This is a genomic window from Falsibacillus albus, from assembly GCF_003668575.1.
Classification (GTDB): domain Bacteria; phylum Bacillota; class Bacilli; order Bacillales; family DSM-25281; genus Falsibacillus; species Falsibacillus albus.
In genome coordinates this window covers 263,607-279,692 of the sequence record NZ_RCVZ01000004.1, presented here as the reverse complement: position 1 = coordinate 279,692, position 16,086 = coordinate 263,607, and the positions used below count along the sequence as shown (strand labels likewise).

Below are 16,086 nucleotides of genomic sequence, written 5' to 3'. Positions count from 1 at the left end.
AAACTCCTTTCATAACTTGTACTAAATACTATTCTTAGGGGTATCCAGTCGGACTGGTTGTTTTACTTATTTTCGACAAAATCGTCATTCGCGGAATATAAAAAAGAGCTTGGGCAGCCTTGGCCCGAGCTCTTACTAATCAAGATTGAGGAAAAAATCTGTTTTTTTCTATTAAACTTGGAAAATATGTTCCAGTTTTTGTGCATCAAATAATTTTTTCAATTCATCCGCCACTGTCAAATATACGAGGCCGTTTCCTTCTTCCTTAGGGGAATTGCCTAGTGGGACGGTTCGTTTGATCAGCTGTGCATATAGTTCGGTTTCGGTTAAATCACGTTCAAATTCCGCCTTGCTCAAGTTTCTGATAAGTGCAAGTGCGCCTGCCACGTGAGGGGTTGCCATTGATGTGCCGCTGAATGTTGCATACTTCCCACCCGGGAATGTGGAGGTGATTTTTTCACCTGGTGCAACAAGGTCGACTTCATTATTGGAATTGGAAAAACGGGAAGAATTCCGTTCCAAGTCAACCGCACCAACACTGATGACTTCATTATAGGAGCCAGGATAATCAAATTCATCGGTGTCATCGCGCCCGTCTCCATCATTGCCCGCCGCACAAACCACTGGGATGCCGTTTTCCACGACTGCTTTTTTGATGACGTCGTGCAGTTCCTTCACATCACTTGGTCCACCTAACGACATTGAAATCAAATCGACCTTTTGTTCGATTGCATATTCAATCGCACTGATGATCCAATCATATTGACCGGAACCATCCTTGCCAAGTACTTTGAGCATCAATATGTCCGCTTCAGGAGCTACACCCACAACCCCGAGATTATTCATGCTCGCGGCAATTGTTCCACAAACATGCGTGCCATGCCCATTATAATCAAGGAAACTATTTGGATCTCCATTGTCGTCTTTGGTAAAGTTCTTGCCTCCAATGATGCGATCCTTGAGATCAGGATGACTCGTATCACAGCCAGTATCAAGTACGGCTACACGGACACCTTCTCCTTTTGTTCGATCCCATACTTTTGGTGCTTGAATCAATTCCACACCTTTGGGAATCTCTTTCACCTCATCCAGCTGCTCAATCAATTGGTTAGGAACAAGCTTTACATACTCCGTCATGTAACTCCCTCCTTTTTTTGTCATGAAGCCGGCTCTTTGGTGTCTATTCATATCATAGCACTTATTGGAAAACAAACATAGGTTCGTATGACATGTTTTTGAAAATAATCCTAGGATAAAAGTATCAATATTCCAAATTATTCGACTTTATATAACGCAAATCTAAGTTAAAGCAGGTTAAAAGTTTGAACAGCGACATTCTATTGTTTTCATGCTTGTCGCCTATAGGCAAAGCCCTGCAGCTTTTCCAACTGGCCCGCTGTGTCCTCCGAAGTCTCGCACCTTCCACCTCAATCAACATCATAGGATGATATTTTTTAAGAAAAAATGTGAATAACAATAATCCTTGAGAAAAAGATTAATTTTTCGTTAACTTGTGCAGGAACGCTTGCCTCAGCCAGAAAAATGAAATAGGATAAAAGTGTTTGTTAACGTTTTTATTATGAGCAGTCATCAGGAGGAACTATGTATATCATTTATTTCATCGTCGGATTAGGGGCTTCCATCGTCGGCGCTTTAGCCGGTTTGGGTGGGGGAGTGATCATCAAGCCGGTGCTCGATGCACTGGGCCAGTACCATGTGTCGACGATTACCGTACTATCAGCGGCGACCGTTTTTACGATGTCGGTAGTTTCATTATTGAAAGCGCAATCATCCGGTGTCAAGGTTAAAGGGAAACTAAGTCTAATCATCTCAATCGGATCGGTGATCGGTGGGGTCATCGGGAAGTTTCTATTCAATCATATTGAAGTTATCGCCGAAGACGACAATCTCATCACTGTCATCCAGGCTGGCATTTTAGCTGTATTAATGCTTGTCATTTACATTTTTGTTCAATATAAACATAAGTTTAAAACGTATGAAATAAAAAATCATTCTGCGATTTTTCTTGTCGGCCTCATCTTGGGGATGCTTGCCTCATTTTTGGGCATTGGCGGGGGTCCATTAAATGTAGCGATATTGACATGGCTTTTTTCATTGGAGATGAAGGAAGCTTCCATAAATTCCATCTTCATTATATTCTTTTCCCAGTTGTCAACACTTCTGACGATTGAATTGACGACCGGTTTCGGACGTTATGACTTGTCTATGCTGAAATTCATGATATTAGGAGGCATCCTGGGAGGCTTCATCGGAAGTTCATTGGCACATAAATTGAGACATACTCACATACAAAAGATCTTCACAATTACGTTATTAGGGATCATCCTGACGAATCTCTATAATATGATAAAGTTTTTTATTTAGGCTCTATTCGGAGTTTGCCAATTTTTATATAAAAAATTGGCTGTTTTCTCGAAGATTGTTTTTAAAATAATTTTTTGATAAAAATTCACCAAAGGGTTGATTTGAACAGTGGGTACGACACTCCGGAGGTAGTAGGTGGGCAGGGGGGCGAGGAGATTTCGGGGGAATGTTCGATTAAGTTCGGCACGTCCTCAAAATTGCTAGTCACTTTTCTTCGTGTTATGTGTCGCTCCAATACTTTCCTTGTCCTGTGCCAACATCGAACGATCTCACTTCGTGTAAGGCCACTCGAAAAGCGAGCATCTCCTGCATTCAGAAATCAACCATACAGATGAATAGCAACACCCTTTTAAAAAGGGTGTAAAGGTCAAAGCTTTTGGGAATATGAATGTGGACTAAACATGAAGGGGGAAACAGGATGAACAAAAGTGATATTGTATATGATGGGGTGGCTAATGTTTGGAAGGGAAAAGAGAGTGTAGGCGGCAAGCTTTACTTAACAAAAAATGAACTTATACATAAACCCCATGCCGTCAATTTTCAACGGGAAGAAGTAGCTATAAGTGTTAATGAGATTGATCGTCTTGATAAATATACAAACAAAGTTTTTGGGGTGCCATTCGCCAAGAATGGACTTGAAGTCTTCACAAAAGAAGGGGAATCCTTTCGATTTGTTGTTAATAATCGAGACAAATGGATCGATAAAATAACAAATTTAATTAAGAATAATTGTACAAACATTTCTTAATCAATTGTCAGGATGGCCTCTTTTTTATGCTGCTTTTATGCTTATGATTGATTTTTAGCAATTTTATGTGTAGCTCAGAAATCAAAAGAGATGGTGAACGGAAATTTTAAATAAATCAAAATGATTTTACTTTATTTTTTCTTGCATTGCTATTCTTCTCATTACATGTTATGGTTAGTAAGAATTATTTTTGTTCGGTACGAATGGATTCAAAAGTTTTCGCTTTTCGTCTCGATGAATACTATGAGCAAAGGTAGTAACTTAATGTGTGATTTCACACGAGGAGGCAACAACAATGGAACAAGGTAAAGTAAAATGGTTTAATGCAGAAAAAGGTTTCGGATTCATCGAACGCGAAAACGGAGACGACGTATTCGTTCATTTCTCAGCAATTCAAAGCGAAGGCTTCAAATCTCTTGACGAAGGTCAATCTGTAACTTTCGACGTAGAGCAAGGCCAACGCGGACCTCAAGCTGCTAACGTTCAAAAAGCATAATTGTAAGCTTTTTTGAAAACAGATTCTGCATATGCAGGATCTGTTTTTTTATTTAAACTCTGGTGGAGTTGGTGGGAAGAAAAATCTAGCATACTGTTGTTTAGCATGACCAAGATCATAAAAAACCCCGCTCCATATTAGAGCGGGGAATGTCGTTCACGTTACAGTAAAGAATGGTATAAAGCTTTAAAGGTTTAACTAAGTATAGCACATAGTTTTTACGAATTGCTAATTTTATAAAAAAAATATTTTTTATGTACACTTGTTGACGTTAGTATTACATATAAATTAGCCTAAAATCAGGCGTAGGTAATAATTCTTTGTAAAAAGTCTGAAAATACTGAATTTATAATTGTATGTAAAAAAAGTGCGAAAGTAATATTTTGTCTATAGCAACTCGTCAGATTAAGGACGAATCTGATTGAGCTTCGGCAACTTGTAAATGCAATGGTCCAAGCTATTTGAACAGCAAAGCGCGCAAAAAAATGTTTAAAGAGGAGAAATGTGCATGGAAAAGGTTATTGTTGAAAAGCAAGATGGAATCACCATAATAAGGATCAATCGTCCACAAAAGCACAATTGTATTGATGGGGAGACGGCCTTGCTCTTACAGCAGGCATGGGTTGGATTTCGGGACGACCCTGAATCGAATGTAGCGATCTTAACCGGGGAAGGATCATCGTTCAGTTCAGGAGCAGACTTGAAGGCGATAGAATCACTTAGGCCTCGGGAACAGTATGATGCCGATTTTGCCTATAATGGAAAAGGCTATTTAGGTTTTACGAGAATGACAGATATATTCAAGCCGACCATTGCAGCGATAGATGGATATTGTTTTGCCGGGGGACTCGAAATGGCGGCATGGTGTGATATTCGGATTGCCTCCAAAGAAGCGGAATTTGGATGCTTGGAAAGAAGATGGAATGTTCCTCTTGTAGACGGTGGAACACAAAGAATTCCACGAATAGTAGGTTGGGGGAGAGGAATGGATTTAATTTTGACTGGAAGAAAAATAGATGCTGCTACCGCACTTGATTGGGGGTTGGTGACAGAGGTCGTTGAATCGGACAATTTACTTGGACGTGCCATTGAATTGGCGCAACAAATCGCTTCCTATCCACAAGGATCGCTGAGATCGGACAAACAATCAGCCCTTAGGGGATGGGGCCTGTCTTTGGAAGAAGCACTTCGAATCGAATGTCAGTTGGGAATGCCGCATACGAAAAGCTTTGAGACAGAGGAAGGATTGATGAAATTCAATAAAAGAAAATAAATGTACATGATAGGAGTAATACTTAGCCGGACATTCTTCCTTAGGAAATAGACGTACTTCGACAGAAGCCCTCCTTTTCATCTCATTCGAACCCCCATTCCGAACTGTTCGGAACTCTAAAAAATGTGTTCCGAATAGTTCGAAGGGTAATTCGTAATCGATAACTGATCAGGGATATCAACACATAGAAGATTAAATTATTTTGGCTCAAATATGTCTGGATGTTGCGAACGATAGATAGGGAAGGGGTCTGCCTGCAATTGCCTAGAATTTTATGGACAAACTGTAGGGGGCCAATTCGAACATCATCCAATTGGCCCCTACATTCAGAGCCCTTTCATAAAGGAGAGGGCTCATTCAACAAAATTATGAAAATACTTTCCACCATCTCTTCTTGCTTTTTGCTGCAGCAGCTTGCCGGTAGCTGACAAGCATATCCTGGAATGCATCTTCTCTTTTTTGAATTTCTGAAATCGATTGCTTCAGCTCATTCATCGAACCTAAAAGGTGAACTTGATGAGCATCGAATGCCTGTGAAACTTTTTTAATATCATTTTTTGTCTCTTTCAAAGACTTGGACACTTTGCTGATCGTAGTTTGGTTGTCCTTTGCTGAACCTTTTGTAAATTCCGTCATTCTCTTTGACAACTTTTCGTAAGTTGATTTTGAACTGTTTGCCACCACATCCGATAGGGCTGCGAACGTTTCGGAAGTATGTTCCGAAATATGAGAAATTGTATCGTTGATCTGCTGTAAATCGGCTTTCCGCTTATCATTAGAGCGGTGTACAGATTTCGAAATGCTCTTCACTGTTTCCAAAGAGGTTGATGAAAGCTCATTCTTGATTTCATCCACAAGCACTTTCCGATTCTCTATCATCTCGCGTTTGAATTCTTTTATCAAGTCTTGCTTATATTGGTCCATTGCATTATAGAATTCTTTAATATTATTAGGTTTGGGCTCAGGGGACTCCATAGGCTGCTGTTCTCTTTCGGCCGGCAAGGTTTCGAGCGATTCGGAAGGGTGTTCCGAGCGATGCTGGAAATGTTTTAACAATAGCGAACGTATCATATCCTTACTTATATTTTGTTCACGCATTTCCTTGATTTTCCCGAGGACCATGATTTCCTTTTCTGTATAAAATCTTGCTCCCTGCTTCGTACGTGGAATCATCAGCAGCCCGCTCAAATCCTTTTCCCATTGCCTGATCGTCCCCGTCGGGATATTCAATTTTTTGGATACTTCTTTGATTGAATACGCTCTAACCATCTGATTTTTATTCATGTTCAAATTCCTTTCCTATATGTTTTAGTGTCTAAAATGAAAAGAAGTTCGAGATATGAATATATTCAATAGGGACAATCCCATTTTCCTGCCAACTGACAAAAGCTATCAAAAGAAGTGGAAGTTCGTCAAATTGATACAAGGAGTTTAACAGTTTGCACATTCGGTTAATCATGAAAATTGTTTTTTTATACCTTGTGGGTTTCGATTTTAACTTCATTACTCAACGTGTTGACTGTAGCGGAAGGTGCGAGACTCCTAGGGGATTAAGCGGGACATGTGAGTCCCAGCAGCGAAGTGAGGAGGCTCAAAGGCCGCTGGAAAGCGAGCATCCTGCTGGGGAAATCAACATACCATGATATTTATATCAATTGAGTAAAGAGTCAAGGTTATCTTTTAATATTTTTTCTTATATGAACTTAGAAGTAAAAATATGAGAACGTACGAACGCCATTGGGATCCGTTCGTTTTTTCAATCCACCAACCCATTCCCGATAATTTCAAGAGTATCAATATCCGCAAATACAATGATATTTGATGGCTTGGATTGATTGGATGTAGGAAAGTCGATCATGTAAACTTCTTTTCCGATATATGATTTATCAGAACCCGAAGTGATCATATTAATCTGAAGGGTGATTTTAGTGATCCTTGCTTTTGTCCATTTCCCGACGATTCTATTTTTTTCATTAGGGGATAATTGTTTCCATACAATTTCAGGGGTGTTTTTGTGTGTTAAAGGTGGATTTCCTACATTTATACTGGAATTTTTAATATCATCCATTCCTGTTCCACAGCCGGCAAGCTGCATCAATAGAACAAATGAAATGCATGAAAGTAATTTTTTTGTCAAAAGTGAAGACTCCTCCCGCTATTTTTTTGTATGACGATTGAATACGTTCATTAGTTACATGAATATGGAATATTTCAAAATTTATTGGAAAGGAAATTCTTATTGACTGAGAGGGGAATGAACTTTTCGGAAATTAAAGTTGCTTTCTCGGGGAAGGTGCGAGGCTCCGGAGAGATCAGAGGGCTAGGTGGACCCCGCAGCGTAGCGAGAAGAGAGAAGTCAGATGTGTCGCTGCCAAAGTGATCATTGTCATGTGCCAAATCGAGCATCCTGCAGCGGAAATCAACCCTACGAAACCTTTGATGAAATGCAACAAATTTTACGAAAAGAGCCAAAAATAAAGAAGCATTTCAAATAAACATAGCGGTGTCAAATGGCTACTACAAACTGCATTAATCTTAAATTAAATGTTCATTAGGTCCAGTTCAGATTAATGACCGACTACTGAAATTGTTTGAAAAGGATATGGATGAACCTGAAAAGATCGTTGAAACGGTTCAGCGATTGAGAGCCAGCGGAAAGTGCTGATTACTTTGTTTCACTATAATGGGATTTACAAAAAGGCATTCTAAAACACTCAATGCCTTTTTTTCTATAATCGTGTTTCTAAATTTCAATCTATGAATTCGACTGCTGCCTTGAAATCATTTCATTATTGTATTCTTTTGATTTCCCTTTAGGAATACTTAATGTTTTCCATTGTTTCCCTTTAACCAACTTGCCGATATAGACAATTTGCCCAATGTGTCCAGCGTAATGGGACACCTGGCGCTGAAGGGCTTCAAGCACCAGATGAGGCTCGGACCTAATGTATATGGTTTTCAGTAAATCTGCGTCGTTTAACTTCGATATCACATCAAACAATATTGGCCAGCCTTTATTCCAGTTTGCATAAAAATCATCCATGGAGGAGTATACACCCTCAAATTCTCCATCACGATCACGAAAATCTTTCTCACCATCCGAGGTTAAAAACTCAGTAAACCGAGACACTAAATTTCCACTGATATGTTTAATCAAAACGGCAATAGAATTACACGAATCATTGGGAGTATAATGCAATTCTTCTAAAGATAATTGACTAAAAGTATTTTCGGCTTGTTTTTTCATACTCATAAATGTTTGCTCAACATTCTTCAAATACACGTCTGCAGTGTTCAAACATCCACACTCCCTTCCTATTATGTTTATTATCTTTATTCGTCGCAACGGATATAATACCTTCACATGAGGGTAAAACTAAAGTAAAGATGTCATTACGTGGTCCTTTCTTTTTTATTAAAAATAATTGAAGGAAAATTATGAAAAAATACATTTCTACTTTATAATGAAGCTATCATTCTATTTTTTTCAGAAAGGTTGGTAGCAAATGATTCAATCCAATTCCGTGAAGTTAACTTCTCTTTCTACAAAAGGGGGATGCGGCTGCAAAATCGGACCGGCCGACCTTGCTGAAGTTATTCAAACATTGCCTCCTGCTGCTCCTAACCCGAATCTCTTGGTGGGTTTGGATACAAGTGATGATGCGGGTGTTTATAAATTGACTGAGGATTTGGCAATCGTACAAACATTGGATTTTTTCACGCCGATTGTTAATGATCCTTATTCATTTGGTCAAGTCGCTGCCGCAAATGCATTAAGCGATATCTATGCAATGGGCGGGAAACCTTTGACAGCCCTTAATATTGTGGCATTCCCGATTGCCAAGCTGGATAAATCGATTTTGGCGGAAATTCTTCGCGGTGCAGGCGACAAACTACTGGAAGCGGGAGCTACTCTTGTCGGCGGACATTCCATTGATGACCAAGAACCTAAATTTGGATTGGCTGTTACGGGAACTGTCCATCCAGACCGTGTCCGCTCGAATGCAGGTGCAAGACCGGGTGATAAGCTCATCCTTACAAAACCGATCGGCGTAGGTATTTTGACAAGCTCTTTAAAACAGGACTTGCTATCTGATGAAGAAATCAAGCAATTGACAAATGTCATGGCAACGCTAAACAAAAAAACGGCAGAGACGATGGAGTCATATGATGTCCATGCCTGTACAGATGTCACTGGATTTGGTCTTCTGGGGCATGCTTCTGAAATGGCGAAAGGAAGCAAGGCGGGAATCAAAATTTATAAGGAGAAAGTGCCTATATTGCCGCGCGTGAGGGAACTTGCAGAAAAAGGGATCATACCGGGGGGAACCAAGAATAACTTCAAATATTTATCTGATAGGGTTAAATATCCACAAAATATGGACCAAATCGATCAATGGATATTATGTGATGCCGTCACTTCTGGAGGTCTTTTGATTTCGATAAACGAGTCGAAAGCAGAAGCATTGCTGGCAGAAATAAAGACAGCAGGAATAGAGGATGCTTCAATGATCGGAGAGGTTACTGAAGAACATCCTGGACAGATAACAGTTTTATAAGGAAAGGGGAATTTTTCATTGTTTAAGGACGTATCCGTTCCAGAACTTTTAGCACTCCAAGAAAAGGGGAAAGTAATCACGGTTGATGTTCGTTCCCCATCGGAATTCAAACGCGATACCATTCCAGGAAGTTTGAATATCCCCCTTTTTAATGATGAAGAAAGGGCAGAAATAGGCACACTATATAAGAAAGTTGGTGTAGATGCAGCCAAGAAAAAAGGATTGGAGGTCGTTTCAGCTAAACTCCCTTCCTTCATTAATACGTTCGGAAGTGGGGAGGAAAAGGGATTTGTTGTTTTTTGCTGGCGAGGCGGGATGAGGAGCAAAACATCTGCAACCGTACTGGATTTGATGGGTTTACCTGTCTACAGGCTGCAAGGGGGTGTCCGTGCCTATCGCCAATGGGTGGTAAAATCACTGGAAAGACTGGAATTAAAGGCAGAAGCCATTGTCTTGAATGGCAGTACAGGCAGCGGCAAAACATCTATTCTTAGGGAGTTAAAAGCTGAAGGAATCCCGGTCATCGATTTAGAGAAAATGGCCAATCACCGCGGATCCATTTTTGGGCAGATCGGGCTTGAACCGAATAATCAAAAATTCTTTGATTCCCAGTTTCTGCAGGAGGCGTTACAGCTCTCGTCGCGATACTTTCTCATGGAAGCTGAAAGCAAGAGGATCGGGAAGGTGATGCTGCCCGAAAGTATCATAAGAAAGAAGGAGGAAGGCATTCAGTTATTTATTGATATCCCCATTGAAGCACGTGTTCAAAACATATTGGACGAATACAGGCCTTGGGAACATCAACAGAAATTTATCGAGGCATTCCAGCGAATTAAACGACGAATTCATACACCTGCAGCAACCCAAATAGAGAACGATCTCAAATTCGGTCGATTTGAATCTGCAGTCACCCTATTGCTCCAATACTATTATGATCCGCGCTATCGGCATAAGGAAAAGCATTTTCCGCAGAATAGAAGGATCACTTTGCATGTAGAGAATTCAGAAGCAGCCTTGGACGAGATCCGTTCTATGCTTCAAAATAGAAAAAGGACTATTAAGAATGGTGGCAATGAATCGACCATTGTTGAAAAACAAAGAATTGTTGGAGGAAACGAGTTATGATTTTCAAACCAAATGACCGACTTCTTTTTATCGGTGACAGCATTACAGAGAGTGGCCGATTTCAAGATGGTGATGGAATAGGTAATGGTTATGTCAGGATGATCCGCAATTATTTGATCGCTGAATATGGAGTTCTTGAGCTGGAAGTGCTAAATAAAGGGGTCAGTGCAAACCGCGTGACTGATTTGGCTGAACGATGGAAGGAAGACGTAATTGCGATGAAGCCGGACTGGGTTTCCATATCCATTGGCATCAACGATGTGTGGCGCCAATTGGACAGCCCGTACATCGATCAGGTTAGTGTGGAGAAATTTGAGGCCATCTATCGCGGGTTATTAAGAGAGACCCAAGAGAAAACGTGTGCCGGATTGATTTTGATGGAACCAACCGTGATCATGGAGAATATCCATTCTCCTGGCAATAAAATGTTAAAGGGATATACTTCATCGATCCATAAACTTGCAAATGAGTACAATGCCATCCTCATTCCAACCCATCAAAAGTTTTTGAAGCGGATTTCAAAAAATGAAGAACTCCAATTAACAACGGATGGTGTGCATATGACGAAAGATGGGAATCGATTGATGGCGGAAACGTGGCTGGACACGGTTTTGGCTTTTTCATAATATCTTAGTAAAAACAATCTCAATGATTCATACTAAATACATACTGGAATTGATTTTTGGAAGGTGGGCAATGCCATGCAAGAATCCAATTGCGATTTTTCACCGATGAAGAAGAAAATTAGCGAATCTTTAGTCGAAATTAAACAGGAACTTCAGTTAAGCGAAGCAGTGCTCGAAGATGAAAATTATTGCTTACTGGGGAAATTGGAATCGATTCGTGAAAAATTCATGGAGGTGGAGTCTATGGCAGCCTCCTTTTATTTGAATTGCTATCTATCTTCTTATAGTAATATTTATAGCGAGCTTTCTGTATGTGTTCAGCATTTATCTGAACGAAGACACGGAGCATTGATTGTAATTGAACGAGAAACGAATGTAGTCCCATTCATTCAAAAAGGGACTCAAATTGATGCGCAATGTACACCCCCTCTATTGGAAGCTATATTTTATCCCGGAAACCCCCTTCATGATGGAGCTGTTCTCATTAGAAGCGACCATATCATCTCTGCTTCCAACGTACTTCCGCTTTCCCACAAAATAATCGAAAATGAAAAGCTAGGCACTCGGCATAGGGCTGCCATGGGGCTCAGTGAAATAACCGATGCGCTCGTCATGGTCGTATCTGAAGAAACAGGAAAAGTTTCATTTGCATTGGATGGAAAGCTGTTTCCCATTGCCACAGGAATTTAATTCATTAAGAAAAGCTTTTTCAACAACCAAGGCTTTTTCAATAGCGCTTGCCGTTCAGAAGTACTCACTTTTCATTTGATACTATCGACACTTTTATGAACAAATAACCCAGTCACTCATATTTGATCTGGAATTTGCTAAAATAGAAATGCATGGAAATGAAGTTGGGAGTGAATGGCCATGAAAACGGCTGTTGTTATTGGCGGGGGAATCACTGGTTTGACTGCGATGCGCACCTTGCAAAAGTATAAAAGAAAATATGAATTGGATTTGAACCTTTTATTAGTCGAAAGAGATGACAAATTGGGAGGGAAAATCCAAACAGTCAAAAAGGACGATTTTATCATGGAGACCGGGGCAGACTCCATTGTGGCACGCCATGAAAGCGTCATGCCGCTTATAAAAGATCTCGATTTGGAAAACAAGATGGTATACAACGCTACCGGAATATCTTACATATATACGAAAAATGAATTGCATCCCATACCACAAGATTCATTATTCGGCATCCCGATGAGTACTAGAGCATTGTTCAGTTCTACACTTGTATCTAGAAAAGGTAAAATGCAGGCGCTCCGAGATTTTGTCACGACGAACGAGCACTACGATAAAAATAGTTCTGTCGGCTCTTTTTTAAGAAGGTTTCTTGGGAAAGAAATCGTGGAAAATCAAATTGCCCCAGTTTTATCAGGTGTTTATTCGGGAGATTTGGACAAACTGACCCTTGCATCCACCTTGCCCTACCTTCTTGATTATAAAAATGAATATGGAAGCATCATCAAAGGACTTGCGAAAAATCGCGCCAAGTTCCAAAGCGGCGGAAATAAAAAATTCATCTCTTTTGAAGGAGGGATGGCCACCCTCATCGATCGACTAGAAGAAGTGCTGGTGGAAGATGTAGAAATCCTCAAAGGAGCAGTTGCCACCAAGATTCTTAAAAAAGCTGAAAAATATGAACTGACTTTTGCGAACCACCGTGCCATTGAAGCGGATTATATCATTTTGGCTGCTCCACATGACGCAGCGAACACACTTTTGAACGATTATAAATTGGAAGGAGAGTTCAACCAGTTTAAGAATTCCTCCTTGATCAGTATTTACGCTGGCTTTGAAATTCCTGATGAAAAGCTCCCAGCAGATGGAACGGGGTTCATTGTGGATGGTCATGAAAGCGTAATGTGTGATGCATGTACCTGGACGAGCCGTAAGTGGACACATACTTCAAAAAAACATCAATTGCTTTTTAGACTTTTTTATAAAAGTTCCAATCCAGCATTCGAACAGCTTAAAAGCTTATCAAAAGATGCATTGGAGCAGGTTGCACTAAAGGATATAGAGAAAAGTCTGGGAATCACGGGAAAACCGACTGTCGTAGAGGTCACGAACTGGAAAGAGCTCATGCCAAATTATCACCTACAACACAATCATGCTGTAAAAACGCTGGAAGACCAGCTTACAGCAAAGTATCCAAATCTATATTTGGCTGGGGCATCCTATTACGGAGTGGGCATTGGAGCATGTATCCAAAACGGTATTGATACTGCGGATAAAATTGTGAATCAATTGATATAAGATAGAGAAGATGGATACTTAAAAAGGAAATCACTATAAAATTGGGTGATTTCCTTTTTCGTTCAAAGGCTATTGCTTTCAATTTTCGAAAGACCGAATATCTTATCTAAAAATTTCATTCCATTTTCCGTAGAATGTGCTTCAAAATGGTTAAGCAAAAATTTTTTTGCTTTTTCTTTATCCACTTTCTTCAATGGGATATCTTGATTTTGTGCCCAATGAGACATCGATTCAAAGGATGTACTGCTCCATCCATTCTTTTCTCCTTCTTCATTCATTTTCATTTTAGTTCCAGAAATGACGATATCCAAGGAACTTTGCAATTCAACTAAACCTCGATCGAATTTCTTTTTATCCTCTTTATCGGACATACCTGCAGTTTTCCTTAATAAACGTGTATCAATTCCTTCATTTTCACGAATTGTATTAAAAAGTAATGATGCTTCACGTGAAAGAAGCCCTGCTTCATAGCGTGCCTTGATTGAACGATTGCTTCCCAAAACAGCATGGACATAGGGGAGAAATTCTTTGGAAATCAGCACGTTTTTCTTTTTAATAAATTTCCCATAAGCTGCAAGTCCTTCAGAAGGAAATCTTGCCCGCCAAAGCCACGGATCTGCTTCCGAACCCGTATGCCAGCTAGACTTATCAGTAATGCTTTCCATCGAGGGATAGTCAGGTATCAAATTAGCCAGTGGTAGGATGCCAAGCTCTTTTATCAATCCATAAGCTTCCTTGAATGTATTGACGTGATACTGGTTCAATTATATTCCTCCTAAAAATAAATCAATTCTATATGCGTATCTCTAATTATTTCTTCAAGATCTTTTGATATCCCTTTTTTCATTCACGATTCCTGTACATATTTTCCTTTTGATTATTATAATGAAAGTAGTCATCAATAGGAGGTGGGCTTAATGAATCAATTATTATCCAATGAGATGATACTGGCAGACCTGTTGAAAACCTGCAAAGTGAACTGGGGATGGAATGTAGTAGAAGCCACCCCAATAAATCGAGGCTGGTTGAATCTAAAATGGAAGATAAAAACAGATAATGAAACAGTTTTATTAAAGCAATACAACAAAAACCGATTATTAAAATACAATCTTAAAGAACTGTCATTTTCATTTAGTCAACAAATGCGGCTGCGGGACGCAGGATTTACATGCCCACGATTTAAATCAATGAATGGAAGAATATTTCAGGAGTCACAACAAGGGGAACGATTCGTGGCAATGGAATTTTGTAATGGCAGTTTACGGGTTCCGGGTTCATTAAACGAACATGAGATGTTTGATTTGGGTAAAACGACGGGCCGAATGCACAGGCTGCTAAATGAACATTTTCCCATACAAAAAATCCAGCCTGCATTCATTCCTCCAACAAGGGAGGAAAGAATCGCCCATTGGGAAAATGTGAGGAAGCAGGTGATCCAAAAGTGCAAGCCGGAGCTTACACCTTACATAGAACAGCAAATCATCCAAACCGGACAGCTCGATCTCGATTTGCTTAATATAGGGGATACTGGCTGGGCTCATCGTGATCTATGGGTAGATAACCTATTATTCTCACATAATCAGGTATCCGCTGTTTTAGATTTTGACCGTTTGAAATTTGACCATCTTCCATTGGATGTCGGGAGGGCTGTCATTTCAGGCGCAATGACCGATGATGGGCTGAACATTTCTTGTGCAAATGCTTTTATGAAGGGATATCGGGAAGAACGAATCGTAGGGGAAGGATACTTAACCAGTGCTTTGAAACTGCTATGGTACATGGAGAGCATTTGGTGGATTACGTCTGATATGGATAAGCACACAGTGCCGCCAGCACGGTTCGCTCATGAAATGATCTGGCTGGGTGAAAATCTCGCTCGACTCGATGAGATGCTTGAAGGCATTTGATTCCAATATTCAACAGAAAATGATGTGGCTGTCTTTTCAATGATGAAAATGACCACTGAGACTGGAAATATCCGGACCTCAGTGGTTTTCTGTTTGACCTGCATATTCATTAATAAGACCCTTGCGAATAAGTCATTTCATAGCTATGTGTGTATATCTCGATCAACACACCGAACGGATCTTCGCAGTAAACCATCTTGAATGGCTTTTCTCCTGGATAATATTCTCTTATTGGCATTCGCTGCTTCCCGCCGTATTCAACGATTTTTTTTGCCAATCCTTCAATATCAGGATCTTGGACAGCGATATGAAATACACCGGTCTTCCAGAATTCAAAGTTGTTCTCCGGCTTTTCATTATTTGGGAACTCAAATATTTCAATTCCGATTTTATCGACGGTCGATAAATGTGCGATTTTAAAACTCCCCCAGCCCGGGCCGAATACATCCGTGCACATTATTCCAATGGCACTGTCGTCTTCTTGAACTTCTGAGGGCTCCATGATTACGTACCAGCCCAATACCTCCGTATAAAATTTCACTGCTTTTTCTATATCTGGTACAGAAATTCCTACATGTGAAAATGACCTTGGATAAACTTTGTTTTTCATATTTAAAACCTCCTGTTAAATTACCACCTGAGTATATCTTTTACATCTAACTATGTGAAGCAGGCACTTTAAAGTAACCATATTGTTAGATTCCC

Annotated in this window: 16 protein-coding genes; 10 read left to right on the top strand and 6 right to left on the bottom strand. The window is 40.0% G+C overall.

Annotation, left to right across the window (positions count from 1 at the left end; genetic code table 11):
- Positions 1-171: 171 nt before the first annotated feature.
- Positions 172-1,137: a S8 family peptidase gene (locus tag D9X91_RS08535; protein WP_121680173.1), complete on the bottom strand. Its 966-nt coding sequence runs from the start codon at positions 1,135-1,137 to the stop codon at positions 172-174.
- Between the two features lie 465 nt (positions 1,138-1,602).
- Between D9X91_RS08535 and D9X91_RS08530 the strand changes: the two genes are divergently transcribed.
- The 4 genes from D9X91_RS08530 (at position 1,603) to D9X91_RS08515 (ending at position 4,902) form a co-directional block, all read left to right on the top strand.
- Positions 1,603-2,385: a sulfite exporter TauE/SafE family protein gene (locus D9X91_RS08530; RefSeq protein WP_121680172.1), complete on the top strand. Its 783-nt coding sequence runs from the start codon at positions 1,603-1,605 to the stop codon at positions 2,383-2,385.
- A gap of 418 nt (positions 2,386-2,803) precedes the next feature.
- Positions 2,804-3,133: a GRAM domain-containing protein gene (locus D9X91_RS08525; protein ID WP_158598271.1), complete on the top strand. Its 330-nt coding sequence runs from the start codon at positions 2,804-2,806 to the stop codon at positions 3,131-3,133.
- Between the two features lie 295 nt (positions 3,134-3,428).
- Positions 3,429-3,629 (top strand): cold-shock protein, encoded by a 201-nt coding sequence (locus tag D9X91_RS08520; protein WP_121680170.1) that lies wholly within the window; start codon positions 3,429-3,431, stop codon positions 3,627-3,629.
- Positions 3,630-4,137: 508 nt separating this feature from the next.
- The gene (locus D9X91_RS08515; protein ID WP_121680169.1) at positions 4,138-4,902 is read left to right on the top strand and encodes an enoyl-CoA hydratase-related protein; all 765 of its coding nucleotides are present in this window, start codon (positions 4,138-4,140) and stop codon (positions 4,900-4,902) included.
- A gap of 366 nt (positions 4,903-5,268) precedes the next feature.
- Here the strand turns inward: D9X91_RS08515 and D9X91_RS08510 are convergent, their stop codons facing one another.
- From D9X91_RS08510 to D9X91_RS08495, 3 genes are all read right to left on the bottom strand, one after another.
- Positions 5,269-6,186 carry a MerR family transcriptional regulator gene (locus D9X91_RS08510; protein ID WP_121680168.1) on the bottom strand — a complete coding sequence of 306 codons (918 nt, stop codon included), beginning with the start codon at positions 6,184-6,186 and terminating at the stop codon, positions 5,269-5,271.
- A gap of 472 nt (positions 6,187-6,658) precedes the next feature.
- Entirely contained in the window at positions 6,659-7,039 is a 381-nt protein-coding gene (locus D9X91_RS22850) for a hypothetical protein (protein WP_233569747.1), read from the bottom strand.
- A gap of 618 nt (positions 7,040-7,657) precedes the next feature.
- Positions 7,658-8,200 carry a DUF1572 family protein gene (locus tag D9X91_RS08495; protein WP_121680166.1) on the bottom strand — a complete coding sequence of 181 codons (543 nt, stop codon included), beginning with the start codon at positions 8,198-8,200 and terminating at the stop codon, positions 7,658-7,660.
- Positions 8,201-8,408: 208 nt separating this feature from the next.
- On the opposite strand from D9X91_RS08495, the gene selD reads away from it, so the two are divergent.
- The 5 genes from selD to D9X91_RS08470 all read left to right on the top strand — a co-directional run bounded on the left by selD (position 8,409) and on the right by D9X91_RS08470 (position 13,474).
- Positions 8,409-9,461: a selenide, water dikinase SelD gene (gene selD / locus D9X91_RS08490; protein ID WP_121680165.1), complete on the top strand. Its 1,053-nt coding sequence runs from the start codon at positions 8,409-8,411 to the stop codon at positions 9,459-9,461.
- Positions 9,462-9,479: 18 nt separating this feature from the next.
- The gene (gene mnmH, locus D9X91_RS08485; protein WP_121680164.1) at positions 9,480-10,586 is read left to right on the top strand and encodes a tRNA 2-selenouridine(34) synthase MnmH; all 1,107 of its coding nucleotides are present in this window, start codon (positions 9,480-9,482) and stop codon (positions 10,584-10,586) included.
- Positions 10,583-11,212, top strand: a complete 630-nt coding sequence (locus D9X91_RS08480; RefSeq protein ID WP_121680163.1) for an SGNH/GDSL hydrolase family protein — start codon at positions 10,583-10,585, stop codon at positions 11,210-11,212. Before mnmH ends, D9X91_RS08480 begins: the two co-directional genes overlap by 4 nt.
- A 75-nt stretch (positions 11,213-11,287) precedes the next feature.
- Positions 11,288-11,902, top strand: coding sequence for a sporulation-specific diadenylate cyclase CdaS (gene cdaS, locus D9X91_RS08475; RefSeq protein WP_121680162.1), 615 nt, complete (start codon positions 11,288-11,290; stop codon positions 11,900-11,902).
- 180 nt (positions 11,903-12,082) lie between these two features.
- Positions 12,083-13,474, top strand: a complete 1,392-nt coding sequence (locus tag D9X91_RS08470; protein ID WP_121680161.1) for a protoporphyrinogen oxidase — start codon at positions 12,083-12,085, stop codon at positions 13,472-13,474.
- Positions 13,475-13,536: 62 nt separating this feature from the next.
- Here D9X91_RS08470 and D9X91_RS08465 read toward each other — a convergent pair whose 3' ends face one another.
- Positions 13,537-14,238: an AlkZ-related protein gene (locus D9X91_RS08465; RefSeq protein WP_121680160.1), complete on the bottom strand. Its 702-nt coding sequence runs from the start codon at positions 14,236-14,238 to the stop codon at positions 13,537-13,539.
- Positions 14,239-14,391: 153 nt separating this feature from the next.
- Between D9X91_RS08465 and D9X91_RS08460 the strand changes: the two genes are divergently transcribed.
- Entirely contained in the window at positions 14,392-15,381 is a 990-nt protein-coding gene (locus tag D9X91_RS08460) for a phosphotransferase (protein ID WP_121680159.1), read from the top strand.
- 109 nt (positions 15,382-15,490) lie between these two features.
- On the opposite strand, the gene D9X91_RS08455 is transcribed toward D9X91_RS08460, so the two are convergent.
- On the bottom strand, positions 15,491-15,991 hold the full coding sequence (locus D9X91_RS08455) for a lactoylglutathione lyase family protein (protein WP_121680158.1): 501 nt from the start codon (positions 15,989-15,991) through the stop codon (positions 15,491-15,493).
- Positions 15,992-16,086: the final 95 nt, after the last annotated feature.

Bases quoted from the DNA above. Each gene is read 5' to 3' on its own strand.
- D9X91_RS08525 (WP_158598271.1), top strand. From the start codon at position 2,804: ATGAACAAAAGTGATATTGTATATGATGGGGTGGCTAATGTTTGGAAG.
- cdaS (WP_121680162.1), top strand. From the start codon at position 11,288: ATGCAAGAATCCAATTGCGATTTTTCACCGATGAAGAAGAAAATTAGC.
- D9X91_RS08510 (WP_121680168.1), bottom strand. From the start codon at position 6,186: ATGAATAAAAATCAGATGGTTAGAGCGTATTCAATCAAAGAAGTATCC.
- D9X91_RS08520 (WP_121680170.1), top strand. From the start codon at position 3,429: ATGGAACAAGGTAAAGTAAAATGGTTTAATGCAGAAAAAGGTTTCGGA.
- D9X91_RS08460 (WP_121680159.1), top strand. From the start codon at position 14,392: ATGAATCAATTATTATCCAATGAGATGATACTGGCAGACCTGTTGAAA.
- D9X91_RS08530 (WP_121680172.1), top strand. From the start codon at position 1,603: ATGTATATCATTTATTTCATCGTCGGATTAGGGGCTTCCATCGTCGGC.
- D9X91_RS08470 (WP_121680161.1), top strand. From the start codon at position 12,083: ATGAAAACGGCTGTTGTTATTGGCGGGGGAATCACTGGTTTGACTGCG.
- D9X91_RS08480 (WP_121680163.1), top strand. From the start codon at position 10,583: ATGATTTTCAAACCAAATGACCGACTTCTTTTTATCGGTGACAGCATT.
- D9X91_RS08535 (WP_121680173.1), bottom strand. From the start codon at position 1,137: ATGACGGAGTATGTAAAGCTTGTTCCTAACCAATTGATTGAGCAGCTG.
- D9X91_RS08455 (WP_121680158.1), bottom strand. From the start codon at position 15,991: ATGAAAAACAAAGTTTATCCAAGGTCATTTTCACATGTAGGAATTTCT.
- D9X91_RS08515 (WP_121680169.1), top strand. From the start codon at position 4,138: ATGGAAAAGGTTATTGTTGAAAAGCAAGATGGAATCACCATAATAAGG.
- selD (WP_121680165.1), top strand. From the start codon at position 8,409: ATGATTCAATCCAATTCCGTGAAGTTAACTTCTCTTTCTACAAAAGGG.